Below are 17,789 nucleotides of genomic sequence, written 5' to 3'. Positions count from 1 at the left end.
CCCACGCGGCCGGTACAGGTCCCGGACCAGCCCGTTGGAGGAGACCATGAACGCCGTCATTCCCCGTCCCGCGCGGCAGGCAGCGGCAGCCGGCGGCGGGGACCTGTCCGTCGCCGGACCGTGGCGGATCCGCACCCCCGACGGCCGGCTCGCCGCCGTCGCCGAGACGGTGCGCGCACTGCTGGAACCGCACCTGGGCGAGCGTCTGCTGCCACCGGGCCCGGACGACAGCGCCGCGGACGCCGGTCCGGCCGCCCTGACCCTCACCCTCGACCTGGACGAGGCGTCGCCCGCACCGCACCGCACCCCTGTGGGCATCAGCCCGCGCGGCCTGCCGGAACCGGTGGACGAGTCCCACCGCCTCACGGTCACCGACCGCGGCATCACATGCCGGGCCGCCACCCCCGAGGGCGTCTTCCGGGCCGCCACCACGGCCGTCCAGCTGCTCACCGCGTCCGACGGCACCCTTCCGCCCCAGGAACTGACGGACGCACCGCACTACGCGTGGCGCGGCCTCATGGTCGATCCGGCGCGCGGTCACCTCACCCCGGACGAACTGCGCCGCCTCGTCGACCTCGCGGCGCTCTACAAACTGAACGTGCTGCACCTGCACCTGACGGACAACGAGGGCTGGCGGCTGCACATCCCCGCCGAGCCCCGGCTGACCGCCCCCGGTGACGACGGCACGGTGCGCCCGTTCTACACCACCGAGGACTACCGCGACCTGCAGGAGTACGCGGCGGAGCGCTTCGTGACCGTCGTCCCCGAGATCGACCTGCCCGGCCACTGCGCCGCCCTGCGCGAGGCCGTGCCGGGACTTCCGGCCGCGCCCGCCCCGGAAGAGCTGGCGGACCGCTTCCCGTTCGTGCCGCCGCTCGACCTGGCGGACCCGGCGACCCATGACGTCGTGGCCGCGATCCTGGCCGACGTGTGCCGGCTGACCGTCGGTCCCTACGTGCACATCGGTGCGGACGAGGCCGTCGGGATGACCGCGGAGAGCTTCGCCCTCGCGGTCCGCGAACTGCGCGCCCTGGTCGAGGCGTCCGGGAAACGGCCGCTGGCCTGGCAGGAGTCCTCACGGGCGGGAGTCACCGAGGACACCGTCGTCCAGTTCTGGGTGGACGTGGCGATGATGGACCTGCCCGACACGGAGGAGGAGCTGAGCCATCGTCCCGAACTGCTCAGGGCCGGACTCACCCCCGGGCTCATCAAGGCCATGAAGACGTTCTTCGCCCCCGCCGATCACGACGTCGCCCGCGTCGTCGAGGGCGGCGGACGCATCCTGCTGTCCCCCCAGTCCCACCTCTACCTGGATCGTGCCTACGCCCCGGACGTGACGCCGCCCGACCAGGCCGCGACCGCCGCCCGCCTGGGATTCCCCACCTACCGGCCGCGCGGGGTCCGGCACGCCGCCGCATGGGACCCGGCCGCCCACGCGATCCCGGATGAGCGGATCGCCGGGATCGAGGCCACGCTCTTCGGCGAGTCCGTCGAGGGACTCGACGACGCGACCACGCTGCTGCTGCCGCGCCTCGCGTCCGTGGCGGAGACCGCATGGACCGGCCGGACGCCGGCCTGGCCGGACCACCGGGCCCGCCTGGCCCGCCACGCACGGATCTGGCAGGACAGGAGCCTGGCCTACTTGGCCTCCACGGAGATCCCCTGGCCGTGACCGGGCCCGTACACCGGACCGAAGCCGCTCCGCCAGCCGGCTCGTACGCCTCCTCCAGGAGCCGTACGAGCCGGCGGGCGGCGGCGGAGAACCGACGGCCGCCCCGCGGAGAATCCGTCCGCGGGGCGGCCGTCGCTCACCTCACCCGGTGAAGTAGAAGTACCTCCAGGCGCCGCTGGTCGTGGAGTTGACGGTGTCGCCCGACGCGCCGTTCACGTAGGAAACGCGCACGCGCATCCGGTAGCCCGGGTCGTGCGTCGCGGGGGTACGACATCGAAGAAGGCGACGGCTCGCCCCTCACGGCCGACCTGACCGCCGGGATCGCGACCGACTCGTGGCGGGGCACGGCTGACCGGCCCAGTCCGCCCTCACAGCCACCGTTCGGCCGCTTCGACGCTGTCTCCGCCGCTGGTGTTGAACGCGACCGCGGCCTTCGGCGCATATCGCCGGACCAGGTTCACGACCTGCTCGAAGAGCGGCAGGAGAGGCTCCGGCTTGCGAATCCCGCCGCCGATGACGACGACGTCCCACTCGCGTGCGGACAGCGCCGCGATCAGCGTGGGCTCTGCCGACCCGTCCACTGAGATCAGTGTCATGGAGGCATCGATGGCATGGGCACCAAAACGCGCCAGCTCCTGGTCGAGGCCCGCCCGGATGGCGTCCCCGTCCATACCGGGCACCGTGTTCGGATCGACTCCGAGAATGAGAACGGAGGGCACGCCCGGGAAGACGGTCAGCTGCCTGCGCTGGTTCCCCGACGCGCAGACGCACATGCTCACCTTCCCGCGGACATGCGATGGGAGTCTTCTCGCGGCAGACGGTTCTGCCGACGTCACAGCGGGGTGCCCGGGTGTACACAGCACCGCGTCCCGCCAGCTCGAACAGCTCATCGCCCCGCACGGTCCCGCGTACAACTCGCCCCGGAAGCGTGACACTTCCGCGAACGCTTCCCTTGCAGCAGCATCAGGCAGCAGACTCACCCTCACGGCCTTCGTCATGGTCACGTGCACTCTGGTCGGAGCACATGGTCGGACGAAGGCCGCCCCAGCGTCCGGTGAATGTCCGGCCGGGCTACCCAGTTCGCGGTCCGTGCGAAGTCAGTCCGGCAGCGCCACGGTGAGGTCCACCTCGACGAGCTGTCCGGAAAAGCCGAGCTGGGCAACGCCCAGGAGCGTGCTGGCGGTGGTGAACGCCGGGCCCAGGGCAGACTCGGTGAGCCGACGCCATGCGGCTCCGAGAGCGTCCCTCTCGTCGCTGCGCACGTAGATCACCGACCGGACCACGTGGTGTGGCTGGGCATTCGCCGCGGCCAGGGCAGTGAGCGCGTTCGCGACCACCTGGTCGACCTGCGTCTCGAGGGAACCGGCACCGACGAGATCGCCGTTCCGGTCAAGCGGGCACTGTCCCGCCAGGTAGGCCGTGCGCCCTGCCTCCACCACCGTGATGTGGTGGTAGCCGGGCGTCTGATGCAGCTGCTCGGGGTTGATGCGGGTGATCTTCTCAGTCATGTCCGCGAGTCTGCCTAGCGTGGGGCCGGCGCGCACCGCAATTTCCCCAGCGGCAGGCACCCCGCAGCAACCTGAAGGGGCGCAGTGCGCACTGAAGGCCGGCGCTGGTCCGGCACGGGACCACCACTGAATGCCGCTCGCTCGGTCCGCCTTGTGCCGGTTCACAGCGCGATCACGATTTTGCCGTGGACGTGCCGCTCGGCCTGCGTCGTCACGGCTTCGCGAATCCGCTCGACCGGGAAGGTCGCCGCGATCGGCACCGTGATCTCGCCGGAACGGATCGCGTCGGCGATCCGTTCCAGGGTGCCCGGGGCCGCGTCTAGGGCGCCCAGCTTGCGCACACCGCGCGGCGGGGCGGGGCCGTCGGCCACGACGGTGATCCGCTCGGGTGCCACGCCGAGCTTGAGCGCGGTCTCGGCCGCGTCCCTTCCGAACAGGTCGGTCGCGGCGGTGATCCCCTCGGGCGCCAGGTCCCGCACCCGGTCCGCCAGTCCAGGACCGTACGCCACGGGTTCGGCGCCCAGCCCGCGCAGGAATCCGAACGTGCCCCCGGAGGCGGTGCCGAGCACCCGGGCGCCCGCGAGCTTCGCGAGCTGCACGGCGAAGATGCCCACGCCGCCCGCAGCCCCGCCGATCAGGACGGTGTCCCCGGGGCGGAGCCCGAGCGCGGCGAGCGCGGCGGCGGCCGTCAGACCGGACACCGGAAGCGTGGCCGCCACCTCGTCGCCGACACCCTGCGGGGTGTGCCAGAGCGTTCCCGCGGCTGCCTTGACCAGCACGAAGTCGGCGACGGACCGGCCGATCGCGGCCCCGTACACCCGGTCGCCGATCGCGAATCCCGTGGCTTCGGCGCCCGCCTCGTCCACCACTCCGGCGAAGTCGCTGCCGAACCCGGCCGGCAAGGTGATGCCGAACCGCGCCGCCATGTCGGGCTGCGTGGAGATCTGCCAGTCCATCGGGTTCAGCCCGGCGGCCGTGACCCGGACTCGGACCTCGTCCGGCGCGGCGTGCGGCTCGGGTATCTCCTGCACTTCGAGAACTTCGGGACCGCCGAAGCGCCGGTAACGCACAGCTCTGCTCATCGGTGACCTCTCCTGGTCAGTGATGGGACTTGGTCCCATGAACCGTACACCAGTGATGGGACCAAGTCCCGTACACTGCTCCCATGGCTCGCTGGCAACCCGACGCACCAGGACGACTCGCCGCCGCCGCCCTCGACCTCTTCGAGGAGCGCGGCTACGAGAACACGACCGTGATCGAGATCGCCGAGCGCGCCGGGCTCACCAAGAGCACGTTCTTCCGGTACTTCCCGGACAAGCGCGAGGTGCTCTTCGGCCGGGGCACGATCACCGGCCTGCTCACCGAAGGCATCGCCTCCGCGCCGCCGACGGCCGGGCCGCTCGACGCCGTGGCGGACGCCCTCGATGCGCTCGGCCGCACGTTCTTCACCGTCGAACGCCGCGAGTTCAGCCGCCGGCGCCAGACCGTGCTGAACGCCAACACGGAACTGCGCGAGCGCGAAGCCCTGAAGCGGATCGACCTCACCGCCTCGATGATCGAGGCCCTCGACCGCCGTGGAGTGCCGAGCCTGAGCGCGCGCGTGGCCGCGAATCTGGGCAGCCTCGTCTGGGAGATCGCCTACGATCGGTGGATCGCCACCGACAACACCGAGGGTTTCGGCCGGCTGGCACGGCAAGCGCTCGCCGAAGTACGCGCGGCCGGGGCCTTGGGCCACTAGGGTCCGTCTTCAGAGATCATCCTGGTGGTGGATCATGGTGCCGAGGTGCGTCGGCGCCGGGACTGGCGCGCACCGGCCCCGCACGCCCGGCCGGCCGCGACCGGTGCCGCTCAGTCCCGTCGTACCAGGAACCGCTGGTCCGCGGAGTCCGCGCACCGCTGCTCCGACGCCTCCGCCCCCTCCTGGGAGTCGGCCAGCCCGACGCACCGGCCGCTGCCGACCACACGGAACCGGAACCCGTCACCGAGCGGTTGGAGCCGGAAGAGCGTGCCCTGGGCGCAGTCGTTGCGGGGTTCCAGCATCCCCTTGACCGGGCCGGTGTTCAGGACCGTGAGGCAGCCCTTGCCCTCCTGCGGGTGGTGCCACTGGATGCGGTACAGGTTCTCACCGGCCGGTTCGAGATACGTCCGCGGGACGGTCGCCTCCCCGCACGGGAGCTGGACCGCGACGGCGTTCGCGTAGGCACCCGCGCGGTCGCGGCCGTCCGTGAGGCAGAACTCCGGCGTACGGGCGGGCCGGAGGGTGACCCAGCCGCCGAGAGCCGCCGCGCGCTCGTCACCGGAACTCCCGTCGCCCCCTTCGGACAGCAGCCACCACAGACCCAGGCCGAGCAGCGGCACGACGCACACGGCGACGAGGCCGGCCGTACGGAAGTGGCGCCACAGCGAGGACGGAAGCGGCCTCGGGGAAGTCAACTCCGCGTACTCCGAGCCGGGTCGACTCTCCACGGGCGTCGGCCGCGCGGGCCGCTCCTGCTCGACCGTCCCCGAGGCGATCCGCTCCCGCGCGTCCTGCCACATCCCCACCCGCTCACCGTCCCCGCACGCCCTGACGAACGCGGCGAGCACATCGGGCCGGGGCAGATTGGTCCGCCCCAGGACGTCGGCCAGCGTGCTGCGCGCCAACGTGTCCCCGTTGCGCGCGGCCTTCACCTCCAACTCGCGGTAGGTCAGACCAGAACGTTCCTTGAGCCGTCGCATCGACTCGACGAAGCCGGCCGGGTCCCGGGCGTTGTACGGCGACAGATCCCCCAGGTTGCTCATGGACGTCATCCTGCTGTGCCTCCGGAAGCGGGGACAACGCAGGATTCCGCCATGTCCTGCCGTCCGGGTCCGTCCCGGACAACTCTCTGACCAGCACGGACAGCCGTTCCTTGTCCGGGACGGCCGACGCCTCTTGCCTCCCGGCGCCGCCGATCAGCAGTCTCGGTGACGTCCCGGCCGACAGAGAGCCGGACCGGGCACCATCCACCCACCACGAACGAGGAGCATCCGCATGCGCATCCGTCGACTCATGGCGACCGCCGGCCTCGGTACGGCCCTCGCCCTCGGCGCCACCGTCATCCCCGCGGCAGCCGCCCCCACCGTGACCGGCTCCTACCCGTCCTCCTGCAGCGGCTGGACCGACTGGTACGCCGGCCACGGCCGCGGACACCTCAACTGCGCCGGCGCCGGCCGCGACATCAGGGTCACGGTCGAGTGCGGCGGCGGCGTCGCCAAACGCAGTGCCATCGGCTACGAGTACGCCAAGGCCGAATGCCCCCGGGGTCTCGGCGCGACCGGTCTGAGCGGACGGTTCGTCTAGGCCGGACTTGGCCCGCCAAGGGCGGTCGCAGCGAGAGGCTGGGGCCGCCCTTCCCGCGCTCGTGGAAAATACCCGGCTGTCGGCTGTCGGCTGTCGGCTGGGGCCACTAGTGAGTGCCGCGGGTTGGACGGGTAAGTGCTGCCCTGCGGGACCGGTGGCTGCCTGGGGGTGATTACGGATTGCTGGCAACCGTTGCGTAGGGTGATCGTCATGAGATTGAAGATTGTCATCACCTTGGGTGTGGCCGGGCTGCTGGCCACGGGATGCGGCGGGAAGTCGGATTCGAGTGCCGCTGACGCCAAGGCGTCGGCGTCGGCGTCTGCCCCGGCAGCGATGGCGCAGAAGCTGACGCGACCGGCCGCAAGCCCGGAGCTGGAGCCGTCCCCCTCGCCCGCCGGCAGCGCGCCGTTCTCCGACCAACTCGCCTACGAACTGCGCTCCAAGACGCTGAAAATGGCTGATGCTCCGGGCAGGACGACCGCTCAGTGCCCGAAGGCGACGGGGTCGAAGAAGGGCACGAAGGTCACGTGCACCACCACCTACGAGGGCCTGGAGATTCGGTGGGAGGTGACCCTCGGCGACAAGGCCCCCTGGTCGGCCACCGGTGACTACGTGTCCTACGAGGCCACCCCCAGCACGGGGATCCTCACCCGGGACGGCGTGGCGCGGGTCCTCTACGGCAACTTCAGTCCCGAGTACGTGCTGTGCAACGACATCCCCAAGGCGGTGCTCGCGCCGCTGAACGCCCCGTCCAAGTACAGCTGCGAGCCGGTCGACAAGGGCAAGAAGCCGACCGGCTACGGGACTCCGGTCCGTGCCACCGAAGGAGGCCCTCGCGCCTACTGACCGGCCCGCCTTTGCCCTGAGCCGGGGCGACCGAGGCCCGAACTCACGGAGTGGCTGGCGGCCGCCGGATGAATCCTGACGTTCCGTCACCCATCTGATCGGGCCTCGCCGTTGCCGTGGCCCCGGCGTCGGCGCAGACGGGGCGGGTGCGGGCGGCATAGGAACGAGCGGCCACGACGAGACCGATGCCCAGACCGCCGAACGCGAGGCCGCCGAACTCGACGAACCAGGTGATGCCCGAGCTGGAGGTGAACGGCGGTGACGGCTTGATCCTGGGCAAGGCGCCGAGAGCCATGAGCGGGGCCATGATGATGAGGAAGACCCCGTACATCGTGAGTGGGACACCGGTCAGCCAGGCCGGGATCAACGGCAGCAGGCGCGGGACCCGTCGTCCGGACAGGAACAACGTCCAGCGGGGGAACACCTGGCCCCACACGTGCAGCAGCCCCAGCAGCAGGAAGATCCCGGCCATCGCGGCCAGCACCGTCACGTCGATCCCCGCCGACGCGGTTGCCTTGGCCGGGCCCGACGCGCCGGCGTTCGTCGTCCTCTGCCAGTCGTCGCCCGCGACGCCGAGCGCGCTGCCGCCCAGGGTCCAGATGGTCTTGGCCCCCGCCCACGGCAGAAGTCCGCACATGAGCAGGTACACCGTGACGCGGGTCCGCCTCGGGGCTCGGGAGACGGCTGGGTGGGCGAGCGGGCCGTCGCCGGCGCCGGTGTGCGGACGCCCGCAGCGGGGGCAGTCGCCGCGCAGCCGCCGGCGATACGACAGGCCGACGAGGAGCAGAAGGGCCGCGCCGGCCGTGTTCAGCAGCACCTGGGCCAGTCCGGTGGCGCTTTCCACTCCCGAGAGCGTCGCGATCGTCACGAAATAGATCGGCAGCCCGTTCATTCCCATGACGAACACCAGGAGCGCCACGATCAGCACCGTTGCCACCGCATTCTGGCCGGTTTTGGCGAGAGTTCGGGTGCCGGCCAGGCAGGCGCCGCCGGCCAGGAGCGCGAGGGCCGCCAGGAAGAGCTGGACCCCCGGCGCGTACGCGGAGTGCTCCTTCCATTGCACGGTTGTGTCCGTCACCGCCCAGGTGACCTCGACAGCGGCGTACAAGACCCCCCACAGTGCCGCGACCATGGGCGTCCACACCGGCCACCGCCGCCACCACACCATCCGTCCCGGGCCTGCGGCCGGCGGCTCGGGAACGCCACCTGCCTGAGAGTGCGCAGGAACAGCCATCGTGACCCCCGTACATCCGGATTGCCGACGCTCCAAAATTCCGCGTCACCCGCGCCGATCACATCGGTCCCGCGGATCATCCGGCTTCCCCCGCGCGGGGGAAGCCGGACCGTGAGTGTCAGCCCGGCCGGTGATGTGTGTCGCCTCCCCTGCCGAGTTCACGCAGCCGGCCGAGGGCGGCCCGGGGCGCGGTGATGCCGGGCAGGCGCGCCGGTGTTACCGGACGCCGCACTGCGTCCACCGGGTCTCATTTCGGCAACTGCCCGTCAGATTCCGCAGGTTGCGGGAGGCACCTCCTGCCACCGTTTCCGGAGACGACCGGCGAGCCAGTCGGGCAGCGGGGCCACCGGCACATCGTGCACGACCAGGTACGGCAGGCCGCCCACGACGGAGCCGGGCCCGACCAGGTACCCGCCGCTCCGGCGGCCAGGGCCTCGGACGTCGATCCGGGGGCCGAGCGGCGACCGCGGTCCGGAGAAGCTGCCGATGGTGCAGTCCGCCGGCACCCGGAAGTACAGGTGCAGTCCGCCGCGAGGCGTGGAGACGGTGAAGGTGCTCGGCCAGTCCTTCATGCTGCTGGACGGGTCGTCCAGGTCCAGGGCGACGGCTCGTGAGGCGCGGCAGCCGACGCCCACGTTCCCGCCGCCGGCGAGCAGTTGAGGGAGTTGGGCCTGGTCCAGGGTGGTGCGCTGCTGCCACCCGGGTGCCGGGACTCTGCTGCCGGCGGGAAGGGGGAACAGCGCCAGGCCCCGGTCCATCGCCCGTGCGGCGGCGGCGATGCCGGCCGCCGGGGTCACGATGCCTCGTCCTCGGTGTCGTCGTAGTAGCAGACGCAGGTGCCGTAGGGGCCACCGTCCTCACTCCCGCACTCCGGGCAGGGGGTGGGGTCGTACTCCTCGTAGTAGCTGCGGAGGTTTGCTGCCGCGACGTCGACAGCCTCCCGGTACGTGGTGACGTTCGGATGCACGGCGAGGAGGAAGCACAGGCTCTCGCGGTCCTCGGACTCCAGGAGCGCGATGGCGTCAGTGTGTTTCACGCCGTAGCGGCCCTTGAGGGAGGCCAGGGCCTTCTTGCGTGCGTGGTTCTGCGGCATCTCGAACTCTTTCCTGCGGCTGTGGCGATCCCAGACTCACCGGCCGCTGAAGAGCGAGGCCAGCGAAGTGAAGTGGTGACGATGACTCGGCGCGGAGCACCTTTGGCGTGAGTGTTCGTTCTGGGCCGAACGCACCGGGCCACGAGCCGGGCCCACGGTCATGCGACCGCAAGCATGACTGTAACGCATCGAGACCCACGGCGCGATCCGTACGGAGATCGATGAGCCGTGGTCAGGAGCGGCGGTGCACGCCCGGGGAAGCGAAGGACCTGCTGGCCGAGGCCGGGGAAGCGAAGGACCTGCGGGCCGAGGCTGTGGAAGCGAAGGACCTGCTTGCCGAGGCGGCCGTGGCCAGGGCGCAGGAGACCGTCCAGGACCACCCGCGCCCGTGCGGACCTCGCAGCATCCTTTCTCCCGTCCGTCCGGCTGCGAGCGCCTCAGCGGGGGGCCTGACGGGCGCCGCTCGGCGGAGCCCCCGGCCGGGGCGGGACCGGATCCGGGCTCAGGGGAGGATCGAGTCGACGTAGCCGCCGTCGACGCGTACGGCGCCCCCGGTGGTGGCGGAGGCGTAGGGAGAGGCGAGGTAGACGACCAGGTGGGCGATCTCCTCCGGCTCGATGAGGCGTTGCAGCAGGGACTGCGGACGGTACTTGACCATGAACTCGTGCTGCGCCTGCTCCCAGGGCAGCGCGTCGCCGACGAGTTCACGGACGAACGACTCGACGCCGCCGGTGTGGGTCGGCCCGGCGATGACGGAGTTGACGGTGACACCGGTCCCGGCGGCGTCCTTGGCGAACCCGCGGCTGACGGCGAGCAGCGAGGTCTTGGTCATGCCGTAGTGGATCATCTCGGCGGGGATGGCCACGGCCGAGTCGCTGGCGAGGTTGAGGACGCGGCCCCAGCCGCGCTCCTTCATACCGGGCAGATAGGCGCGGATGAGCCGGACGGCGGAGAGCACGTTGACCTCGAAGTAGCGGCGCCACTCGTCGTCGTCGATCTCCAGCGGCGGGGCGGCGCCGAAGATGCCGAGGTTGTTGACGAGGATGTCGGCCGTCGGCACGGCCTCCAGCACGGCGGCGGCGCCCTGCTGCGTGGCCAGGTCGCCCACGGCGCCGGTGACGTCGTCGCTGCCGGATTCGGCACGTACCGCGCGGACGGCCTCGGCGACGCGCTCCTCGCCGCGTCCGTTGACGGCGACGCGGGCTCCCGCGCGGGCCAGGCCGGTGGCGATGGCCTGGCCGATGCCCTGGGTGGAGCCGGTGACCAGAGCGGTACGGCCGGAGAGATCGATCTGCATGACGGGTTCCCCTCGTCGAGGTGGTGGAGTTTTCGCGGCGGTTCCCGGCATCACCGGTACCCGGCCCGTCCGAGGGGGACACACCGGTTGCTCCAGGGACTCCCAGGGTGTCGGCCACGACGCCGGGCCCCGTCAGCTTTCGGGTGTGCGGTCGGTTCAGGGTGTCGCGAGCGCCTTGCCGACGTCCGCACCAGGGCGAAGCCGGACCTAGGAGCAGGCCGCGGCACCTTGGAACGGAAGGAGCCCGTGGACCGGCCGACAGAAGATCAAAGGGAGGGTGTCGTGACGAGGCAGGTATCCGAGACGAGCGGCGTCGACCCGCCGGCCTTCGGGGACGACGAGACCGTCCGGCCGGTGGTGGGCGACGAGACCACCATGAGCCGGCGCTTCAAGGGCGACGGCCCGGACGGCCGCTCGCTCTACGGGTGACCGCTCGGACGGCCCCCCCGCCCGCACCGCGCTCGCCAGCCTGCACCGCCCTCCGTTCCTCCCGCCTGCTGCGCCCGTTCCCCCCGTCTGCGCTGCCCCGGACACGACGACCCCGGCCGGGCGATGCCGGCCGGGGTCGCAGGGGGTGTCCTGGCGGGATCAGAACAGGCCCTTGTACGTCTGCCAGCCGGTGCCGATCTTCGCGCGGGCGCCGAACGATCCCTTGCCGTTGCCGTTGTTGCGCCACAAGGCGCCGGAGGTGTCGCGGGAGACGAGGTCCGCCTTGCCGTCGCCGGTGAGGTCACCGACGCCGACGACGACGTTGTACGACGCGCCCCAGCCCGTGGCCACCTTCACGCGGGCCTTGAAGACTCCGGTGCCGGTGCCGTCGTAGCGCCACAGCGTGTTGGAGCGGTCCTGGACCAGGAGGTCACCGCGGCCGTCGCCGGTCAGGTCGCCGGCGCCCACGATCTTCTTGTAGCCCGACCAGTTCGTCGCGAGCCGGACCCGCGCCGACAGCTTGCCCGTGCTCGTGCCCTTGTAGAGGAACAGCTCGCCCGTCGACGCGTTGCGCGCGATCAGGTCCGCACGTCCGTCGCCCGTGAGGTCCCCGGGCGAGGTCAGCACGTCGTACTGGTTCCAGCCCTTGCCCAGGGTGATGTGCGGGGTGCTCGTCAGGAAGGACTGCCCGAGTATCGTGTGGTACACGCGTAGTTCGCCGCTGCTGAACCGGACGAGGATGTCGTTGCGGCGGTCGCCGTTGAGGTCGCCGAACGGGACCAGCGTCACGGAGGACGGCCAGCCCGGGGCCCGCAGGCTCTCGCCGAGGCCGCCCGTCCCGTTGCCCGGCCGGTAACTGACCTCACCGGACGAGGCGAGGGTCACGAGGTCGCCCGTCCCGTCCGGTTCCCTGCTGGCGAAGTCGGCGAAGTCGTGGCGCACGGCGGCCCCTGCGAAGACCCGTACCGTCTGCGTCACCGTCGTCGCCGGTCCCGAGCCGTCGGCCGGGGGCGCCGTCAGCCGGAAGGTGTACGTGCCGTTGGGGACGAGCGCGCCCTTGGCGTCGCGCTCGTCCCAGTGTGCCGTCAGGTTGCCGGCCACCGCGCCGCCGGAGAGCGTACGGACCGTGGCGCCGGTGACCTTGCTGGTCAGCGTGGCCTTCCAGGAGGCGGCGGGCTTGGAGAGCAGGCCGCGCCACTGCCACCACGGGCCGGTGGCCGGGCCGCTCTGCGAGAGGTGGTTGCTCACCTCGGACTCGATGACGCTCAGCGGCTGGGTGGCGACGCCGCTGGGTACCAGGTGGATGCGGCGGTCCGCGTCCACGTAGGCCGCTGGCCCGCCGAACTTGTCCACGGTCCAGGTCACCCCGCGCACACTTGAGCTGCTCGCGGCGCGGTCGGCGATCTCGCGGGTGGTGGTGGCGCCGCCGGCGAAGGAGGTGAGCAGGAGCGCCCGGGTCGAGGAGTCCTGCCGCACGAGGTAGCCGTCGCCGAGCAGCGCCTGGCCGGCGGGGACGGGGATGTTCTTCTTCGCAGTACGGTCCCAGACACCGGCCGTCGCGGTCGGGCCGCACGACCAGTAGATCCAACGGCCCACCGCCTGGAGCTCCTTGGGAGTGCACGGAGCTTTGGTCGCGACGGTGTCGACGGTCTTGCCGGTCTTCAGGTCCTTCGCGGTGAGCACACCGGCGCCGGAGCCCGGCGTCCACAGTCTGGTGCCCCAGACGGAGGCGGCCGTGACGGAGCGGGTGACAACGGGCTCCAGGTCGGAGTAGACGCCGAGGTCGCCCACGTACTGCTTGGCCGGGGAAGAGCCGTTGACGAGGGCGTAACGGCCCGTGATGTCGAGGACCGAACCGGCGGCCGAGGGCAGGTAGAAGGCGGCTTTGCCGTCGAGGGACTGGACGTATGATCCGCTGCCGTCGGGGTCGGAGTCGGCGGTGAACGTCACCACCTGTCCGTCGCCGGTCGCGTACGGGCCGGTCCCGCGGCCGATGTCCCAGGCCCGCCAGGCCGGTGCGCCCGGCGTTCCGTCGGCGGCGATCCGGCGCGTGACGTAGGAGCCCAGGAAGCTGCTGTCGGCCTCGTCGGTGGCCAGCGTGCCGTTCTGCAGCGACAGCCGGTTGATCCGCGCCGCCACCGCCGGGACGTCGGTCACGTCGGTCACCGTCGGGGCGCCCGTCCCCGTGTCGGCGATCCTGCGCACCGCCCAGTGTCCCGCGTCGGCGCCGCCGACGGTCAGCAGAGTGCCGTCCGGCGCCGCGACCAGGGAGTCGTTCGCGTGCCGGAGCAAGGTGACCGCCTCTCCGCCGGCGAGGGGGACGGCCATGAGCCGCTCACCCCGCTTGTCGACCGAGTCGGACGGCTCGGGCGGCACGGAACGGGCCACCACCAGCCAGCGTCCTGCGATGCCGACGGACGGGGCGCCCTCGGTCCCGGGCAGTTGCACCGTGGTCTCGGCGGCGGACAGGTCGGCGCGGTCCAGGACGTGTGCCGTCGTACCACCCGCCCCGTATCCCGTCAGGAACCAGACCAGCCGGTCCGCGCTCAGCGCGACGGACGTCGGGGCGACGGGCACGGTGACGTCACTGGTGACCTTCGCGGCAGCCAGGTCCACGAGGGCCAGGTGCCGCTCCCCGTTCGCCAGCCCGTAGCTGACGACGGCGGTGCCGGCGTCGCCGGCCAGCACCTGGAAGTTCGTCTTGATCCCGGTCGGCCAGCCCTCGACGAGGGTGCCCTCGGCGGGCGCGCCGTCGCCGTACAGCCACAGCACGCCGCTGCCGTCGGCGGTGCGGGCCGGGCTCAGCACATGGCCGCCGTAGGTGCCCCAGTACGTGCCGTGGGTGAGGGAGACCTCGGTGGCGGTGCCGGTGGACATGTCCTTGAGGACGACCGTCCGGGTGGACGGCACGGCGTCGGCGACGATGTCGGACGACGCCCCCAGGTAGGCGGGGATCACGGACGGGGGCAGGGTGCCCAGCTCGGTCGTCGCGCCGGTGGCGTACGACGTCCACAGGTAACCGGAACGGCCCTCCTGCACATGCAGATAGCCGGTGGCACCCGCGGTGTGGATCCGGTCCGCGCGCGGTGTGTAGCGGTCGGCCTGGAAGACCTTTTCCGCCGCGAAGGCGGTGCTTCCCACGGCGTTACCGGCGTTCTCCGCGTCGGCGCCGACGGCGAGCGAGCCGGAACCGGCCGTCACGGTCAGGACGGCCAGCGCGGCGACGACGCCACGGGCGGTGGTACGACGGGGCATTGACGCCTCCTGGGCCTCTCAAGGAAAAGGCGTGACGGGATGGCGACGCAGCTCAGACATGCGTCGACGACTGCAGAAAGTTCCCGGCCCCCCGGCCGCCCCCCGTGCACAGCTGCACGAATATAACAGCAAGCCCAGTGGCCTCAAGCGCCGTTGTGATGTGCCAGGCAGCACCCTGAAGGCGTGTCAGTTCCGAAGGGGCTCCCGACTGCCTTCCCGGACCGGTTCCGGCGTCGCCCACCATGGCGCCTCGCCCCGAGGCCGGCGGCCCGGAACCGGCCGCGCCCGGCCGTGGAACCGCACGCGCCTCCCCGGCTCCACCACCGGCCCGCCGGACATCGCGCGACCCCGTCCTCGTCCCGCCGCCGCGCTCGGCGAACCCCCGCGTCACCACCGCGGCGATCCGCTGCCTGGTCTGTTCCTTCTTGCGTTCACGAAGACCTGCCGCCCAAGCGCACCTAGCCACAGTCGGTTCAGAACAAGCTCGGTCCGGCATCCGGTCCGGATGCGTCGGCCTTCTGCCCGGCACGACCTGGTCGCTCCCGCTCTGGTACCCGAGTGCGACGAGCGGCACAGGCAGCGGCAGTTGACCGGTGAGGTACGGCGCAGCCGGAGCCGGAGCCGACCCGGCGCACGACGGCAGCGTTCGCGTGTGGCGGCCGTCACCTCGTCAGAGCTGCGGATGACGGAGCTTCAGTGGAGATCCGACCGGACCTCGGTCAGTCGACGCCTTCGACGATGCGGAAGTCGCGCTCGACGCCGTCGGAGAGGGCGGCCAGCGCCTCCTGGCAGGCCGCACTCTCGTGCGCCGCGACGGCCTGCTCGAAGCTGTCGAACTCGATCAGGACGGTGCGCTCGGCGATTCCGGCGTCATGCGCCACGACCCGGCTGCCACGGGCGAGGATCCGACCGCCCCCCGCCTTGACGGCCGGACCGGCCAGCTTGTTGTAGGCGGCCAGCTTCTCAGGGTCTGAAATGGTGCGACAGGCGCTGACCCAGTAGCCCTTGGGCATGGAACCTCCAGTGTTGGGACGAGTGCATCTGACTTAGAGCTGCGAACAAAAGTGGGCCCCGGCGGCCGGCGCCCGGCACGCGCCCTCGCCGCGTTGCCGAAAGGCCCTGGTAGCTCCGCTACAAGGACCTTCCGGCGCCTTGCGATCGCACGCACCGGACACCGCCCGCTGATCGGAACCCACTTTTGTTCGCAGCTCTTACGGGTTGGTCTCCGACGAGCGTCGGCGGGCGAGAGCGAGGCTTGTCAGCGCTGTGATCGCCATGGCGTCGATGCCGGCCAGCGCCGCGGTGGTGTAGGCGCTGTCGTCGGGGAAGAGGTGGCCGGGGCCCGTGCCCGCGGCGAGGATCAGGCCGCCGATGGCGCTGCCCAGGGAGTACCCGACGCTGCGGACGACGTAGTTGAAGCTCATGGCGCTCGACGTCTCGCTCTTGGGGGTGACGGCCAGGATGACGCCGGGCATCGCGGCCGAGAAGCCGCCGACGCCGAAGCCGAGCACGCCCATCGCCGCGAACAGTTCGGCCAGGTCCGACCGGGCCGCCGCGAACAGGGCGAACCCGCCGCCGACCACGACGGCGCTGCCGGCCAGGAGCAGGGGGCCGGCGATCCGCGTCCGGACCCGCGGCGTGAGCTTGCCGGCGACGAACCCCAGCACCGAGAACGGTATGAGGACCAGCCCGGCGACGAAGGTCGTCAGCCCGAAGCCGTAGCCGGCGCCGTGCGGCGTCTGCGCGTACCGGGTGATGAGCGTGAGCAGGAGGTACATGCCGATCCCGCCGACGAACATGGCGAGGTTCGCCCCGGCGACCGCCGGGTGCCGCACCGCCCGCACATCGACCAGGGGCGTCGTGCTGCGCAGCTCGATGACGGCCCAGACGCAGAGCAGTACCACCGCGACGACGGCGAGGCCCGCCGCCACGGCGAGGTGCCGGCTCCACAGATTCCGTTCGCCGGCGAGGAACAGCACCAGGAGCAGCGCAGCGGCCAGGACGGCCGCGCCCGCCGCGTCCACGTGGGCGGAGCGGCCTTCGGGGGCTTCGGGCAGGGAGCGCCAGGCGGTCAGGAGGGCGGCGGCGGTGACGACCAGGCCGAGGCCGTAGGCGGCCCGTACCCCGCCGAGCTCGGCGAGCAGTGCGGCCAGCGGATAGCCGACGCCGGCCCCGATGATCGAGATCACCGAGATCAGGGCGATCACGGCCGCGCTGCGCTCCTCGGGGAGGTGGTCCCGGGCCACGCCCATCATCAGCGCCGTCAGCCCGAGCCCGACGCCCTGGGCCGCCCTGCCCGCCAGCAGCCACGCGAACGGCAGCGGCAGCACGGTGAGCGCGCTGCCGGCGGCGACGACCGCCAGCGTGGCGAGGATCGTGGCCCGCCGGTGCGGGCCGGCTCCGAGCCGGCCCAGGACCGGCGTGGCGACGGCGCCGCTGAGCAGCGCGACGGTCAGCGTCCACTGCGCGCTGCCGAGCGAGACGTGGAACGAGGTCGCCACGCTGGTGATGAGCGGCGTCCCGAGGCTGGCGACCGCCGCCACGACCAGAGCGATGAACATCAGGGCGGGGACCAGCAGCCGCGCCTCGGAACGCGCCACCGGGGACGCCTTCACCGCGGCCCCGCCGACCGGTCGCCCGGTCACTGCTTCGGCCCTTCGCGGTCCTGGCTTTCGAGCTCCGCCAGATGCTTCAGCGCCGGAAGGGCCGCCACCAGCGCCTCGACCTCGTCGCCGGTGAGTTCGCCGATCAACCGCTCGAACGCGTGGACGCCCGTCTGGTGCCGCGTCCGGACGTAGGAGGCGCCGGCCTCGGTCAGGCACACCAGCGTGACCCGCTTGTCGGACGCGTCGCCCCGCCGCTCGACCAGGCCGGACTCCTCCATCACCCGGACCAGGGCGGTCATCGCGGGCTGGGTGACGCCCTCGACCGCGGCCAGATCGGTGATGCGCCGCGGGCCGGTCCGGTCCAGGGTGGCCAGGGTGGCGGCGGACGTCAGGCTCATGTCCCGGGGCAGGCGTCTCGCGGCCCTGGTGGCCAGGCCGTAGAGGGCGGCCCCGATGGCGGCGGACGCGCCGGAAGCGGTGTTTTGACGACGACTCATGCTCGAAGCATAGCCTTTTTATATTCATAG

The 17,789-nt window shown here is 71.9% G+C and carries 17 protein-coding genes; 5 read left to right on the top strand and 12 right to left on the bottom strand.

The annotated features are described in order from the left end of the window. The first annotated feature begins 46 nt into the window (after positions 1-46). The gene (locus AC6I72_RS32940; RefSeq protein ID WP_498005117.1) at positions 47-1,672 is read left to right on the top strand and encodes a family 20 glycosylhydrolase; all 1,626 of its coding nucleotides are present in this window, start codon (positions 47-49) and stop codon (positions 1,670-1,672) included. A 368-nt stretch (positions 1,673-2,040) separates the two neighbouring features. Here the strand turns inward: AC6I72_RS32940 and AC6I72_RS32935 are convergent, their stop codons facing one another. The 3 genes from AC6I72_RS32935 to AC6I72_RS32925 form a co-directional block, all read right to left on the bottom strand. Continuing rightward, a complete protein-coding gene (locus tag AC6I72_RS32935; RefSeq protein ID WP_498005116.1) occupies positions 2,041-2,445 on the bottom strand; it encodes a hypothetical protein in 405 nt (134 codons plus the stop codon). A 324-nt stretch (positions 2,446-2,769) separates the two neighbouring features. Continuing rightward, positions 2,770-3,180, bottom strand: a complete 411-nt coding sequence (locus tag AC6I72_RS32930) for a RidA family protein (protein ID WP_498005115.1) — start codon at positions 3,178-3,180, stop codon at positions 2,770-2,772. Positions 3,181-3,341: 161 nt separating this feature from the next. After that, positions 3,342-4,262: an NADP-dependent oxidoreductase gene (locus AC6I72_RS32925; RefSeq protein ID WP_498005114.1), complete on the bottom strand. Its 921-nt coding sequence runs from the start codon at positions 4,260-4,262 to the stop codon at positions 3,342-3,344. Between the two features lie 83 nt (positions 4,263-4,345). Here AC6I72_RS32925 and AC6I72_RS32920 point away from each other — a divergent pair, with 83 nt between their 5' ends. After that, the gene (locus AC6I72_RS32920) at positions 4,346-4,918 is read left to right on the top strand and encodes a TetR/AcrR family transcriptional regulator (protein WP_498005113.1); all 573 of its coding nucleotides are present in this window, start codon (positions 4,346-4,348) and stop codon (positions 4,916-4,918) included. Positions 4,919-5,028: 110 nt separating this feature from the next. Here AC6I72_RS32920 and AC6I72_RS32915 read toward each other — a convergent pair whose 3' ends face one another. Beyond that, positions 5,029-5,961: an XRE family transcriptional regulator gene (locus tag AC6I72_RS32915; RefSeq protein ID WP_498005112.1), complete on the bottom strand. Its 933-nt coding sequence runs from the start codon at positions 5,959-5,961 to the stop codon at positions 5,029-5,031. A 232-nt stretch (positions 5,962-6,193) separates the two neighbouring features. Between AC6I72_RS32915 and AC6I72_RS32910 the strand changes: the two genes are divergently transcribed. Both AC6I72_RS32910 and AC6I72_RS32905 read left to right on the top strand, forming a co-directional pair. After that, positions 6,194-6,502 carry a hypothetical protein gene (locus tag AC6I72_RS32910; RefSeq protein WP_498005111.1) on the top strand — a complete coding sequence of 103 codons (309 nt, stop codon included), beginning with the start codon at positions 6,194-6,196 and terminating at the stop codon, positions 6,500-6,502. Positions 6,503-6,712: 210 nt separating this feature from the next. Further along, positions 6,713-7,348, top strand: coding sequence for a hypothetical protein (locus tag AC6I72_RS32905; protein ID WP_498005110.1), 636 nt, complete (start codon positions 6,713-6,715; stop codon positions 7,346-7,348). Between the two features lie 43 nt (positions 7,349-7,391). On the opposite strand, the gene AC6I72_RS32900 is transcribed toward AC6I72_RS32905, so the two are convergent. The 4 genes from AC6I72_RS32900 to AC6I72_RS32885 all read right to left on the bottom strand — a co-directional run bounded on the left by AC6I72_RS32900 (position 7,392) and on the right by AC6I72_RS32885 (position 10,972). Further along, entirely contained in the window at positions 7,392-8,480 is a 1,089-nt protein-coding gene (locus tag AC6I72_RS32900; protein ID WP_498005109.1) for a hypothetical protein, read from the bottom strand. Positions 8,481-8,848: 368 nt separating this feature from the next. Next, positions 8,849-9,379 carry a bifunctional DNA primase/polymerase gene (locus AC6I72_RS32895; protein WP_498005108.1) on the bottom strand — a complete coding sequence of 177 codons (531 nt, stop codon included), beginning with the start codon at positions 9,377-9,379 and terminating at the stop codon, positions 8,849-8,851. Then, a complete protein-coding gene (locus AC6I72_RS32890) occupies positions 9,376-9,675 on the bottom strand; it encodes a hypothetical protein (RefSeq protein WP_498005107.1) in 300 nt (99 codons plus the stop codon). The genes AC6I72_RS32895 and AC6I72_RS32890 overlap by 4 nt, the downstream gene beginning before the upstream one ends. Before the next feature lie 502 nt (positions 9,676-10,177). After that, positions 10,178-10,972, bottom strand: coding sequence for an SDR family NAD(P)-dependent oxidoreductase (locus AC6I72_RS32885; protein ID WP_498005106.1), 795 nt, complete (start codon positions 10,970-10,972; stop codon positions 10,178-10,180). Between the two features lie 282 nt (positions 10,973-11,254). Between AC6I72_RS32885 and AC6I72_RS32880 the strand changes: the two genes are divergently transcribed. Beyond that, complete coding sequence (locus AC6I72_RS32880) at positions 11,255-11,401, top strand: hypothetical protein (RefSeq protein ID WP_498005105.1); 147 nt, start codon at positions 11,255-11,257, stop codon at positions 11,399-11,401. Between the two features lie 159 nt (positions 11,402-11,560). Here AC6I72_RS32880 and AC6I72_RS32875 read toward each other — a convergent pair whose 3' ends face one another. The 4 genes from AC6I72_RS32875 to AC6I72_RS32860 form a co-directional block, all read right to left on the bottom strand. Beyond that, complete coding sequence (locus tag AC6I72_RS32875; protein ID WP_498005104.1) at positions 11,561-14,656, bottom strand: FG-GAP-like repeat-containing protein; 3,096 nt, start codon at positions 14,654-14,656, stop codon at positions 11,561-11,563. A 719-nt stretch (positions 14,657-15,375) separates the two neighbouring features. After that, positions 15,376-15,669: a DUF1330 domain-containing protein gene (locus tag AC6I72_RS32870; protein WP_498005103.1), complete on the bottom strand. Its 294-nt coding sequence runs from the start codon at positions 15,667-15,669 to the stop codon at positions 15,376-15,378. A gap of 198 nt (positions 15,670-15,867) precedes the next feature. Further along, complete coding sequence (locus AC6I72_RS32865) at positions 15,868-17,301, bottom strand: MFS transporter (protein ID WP_498005102.1); 1,434 nt, start codon at positions 17,299-17,301, stop codon at positions 15,868-15,870. Further along, entirely contained in the window at positions 17,298-17,660 is a 363-nt protein-coding gene (locus tag AC6I72_RS32860; protein WP_498006416.1) for a MarR family winged helix-turn-helix transcriptional regulator, read from the bottom strand. The genes AC6I72_RS32865 and AC6I72_RS32860 overlap by 4 nt, the downstream gene beginning before the upstream one ends. Between the last annotated feature and the right edge of the window lie 129 nt (positions 17,661-17,789).

This window comes from Streptomyces sp. Xyl84, assembly GCF_059731885.1.
This window is presented reverse-complemented; position numbering and strand designations above follow the sequence as displayed.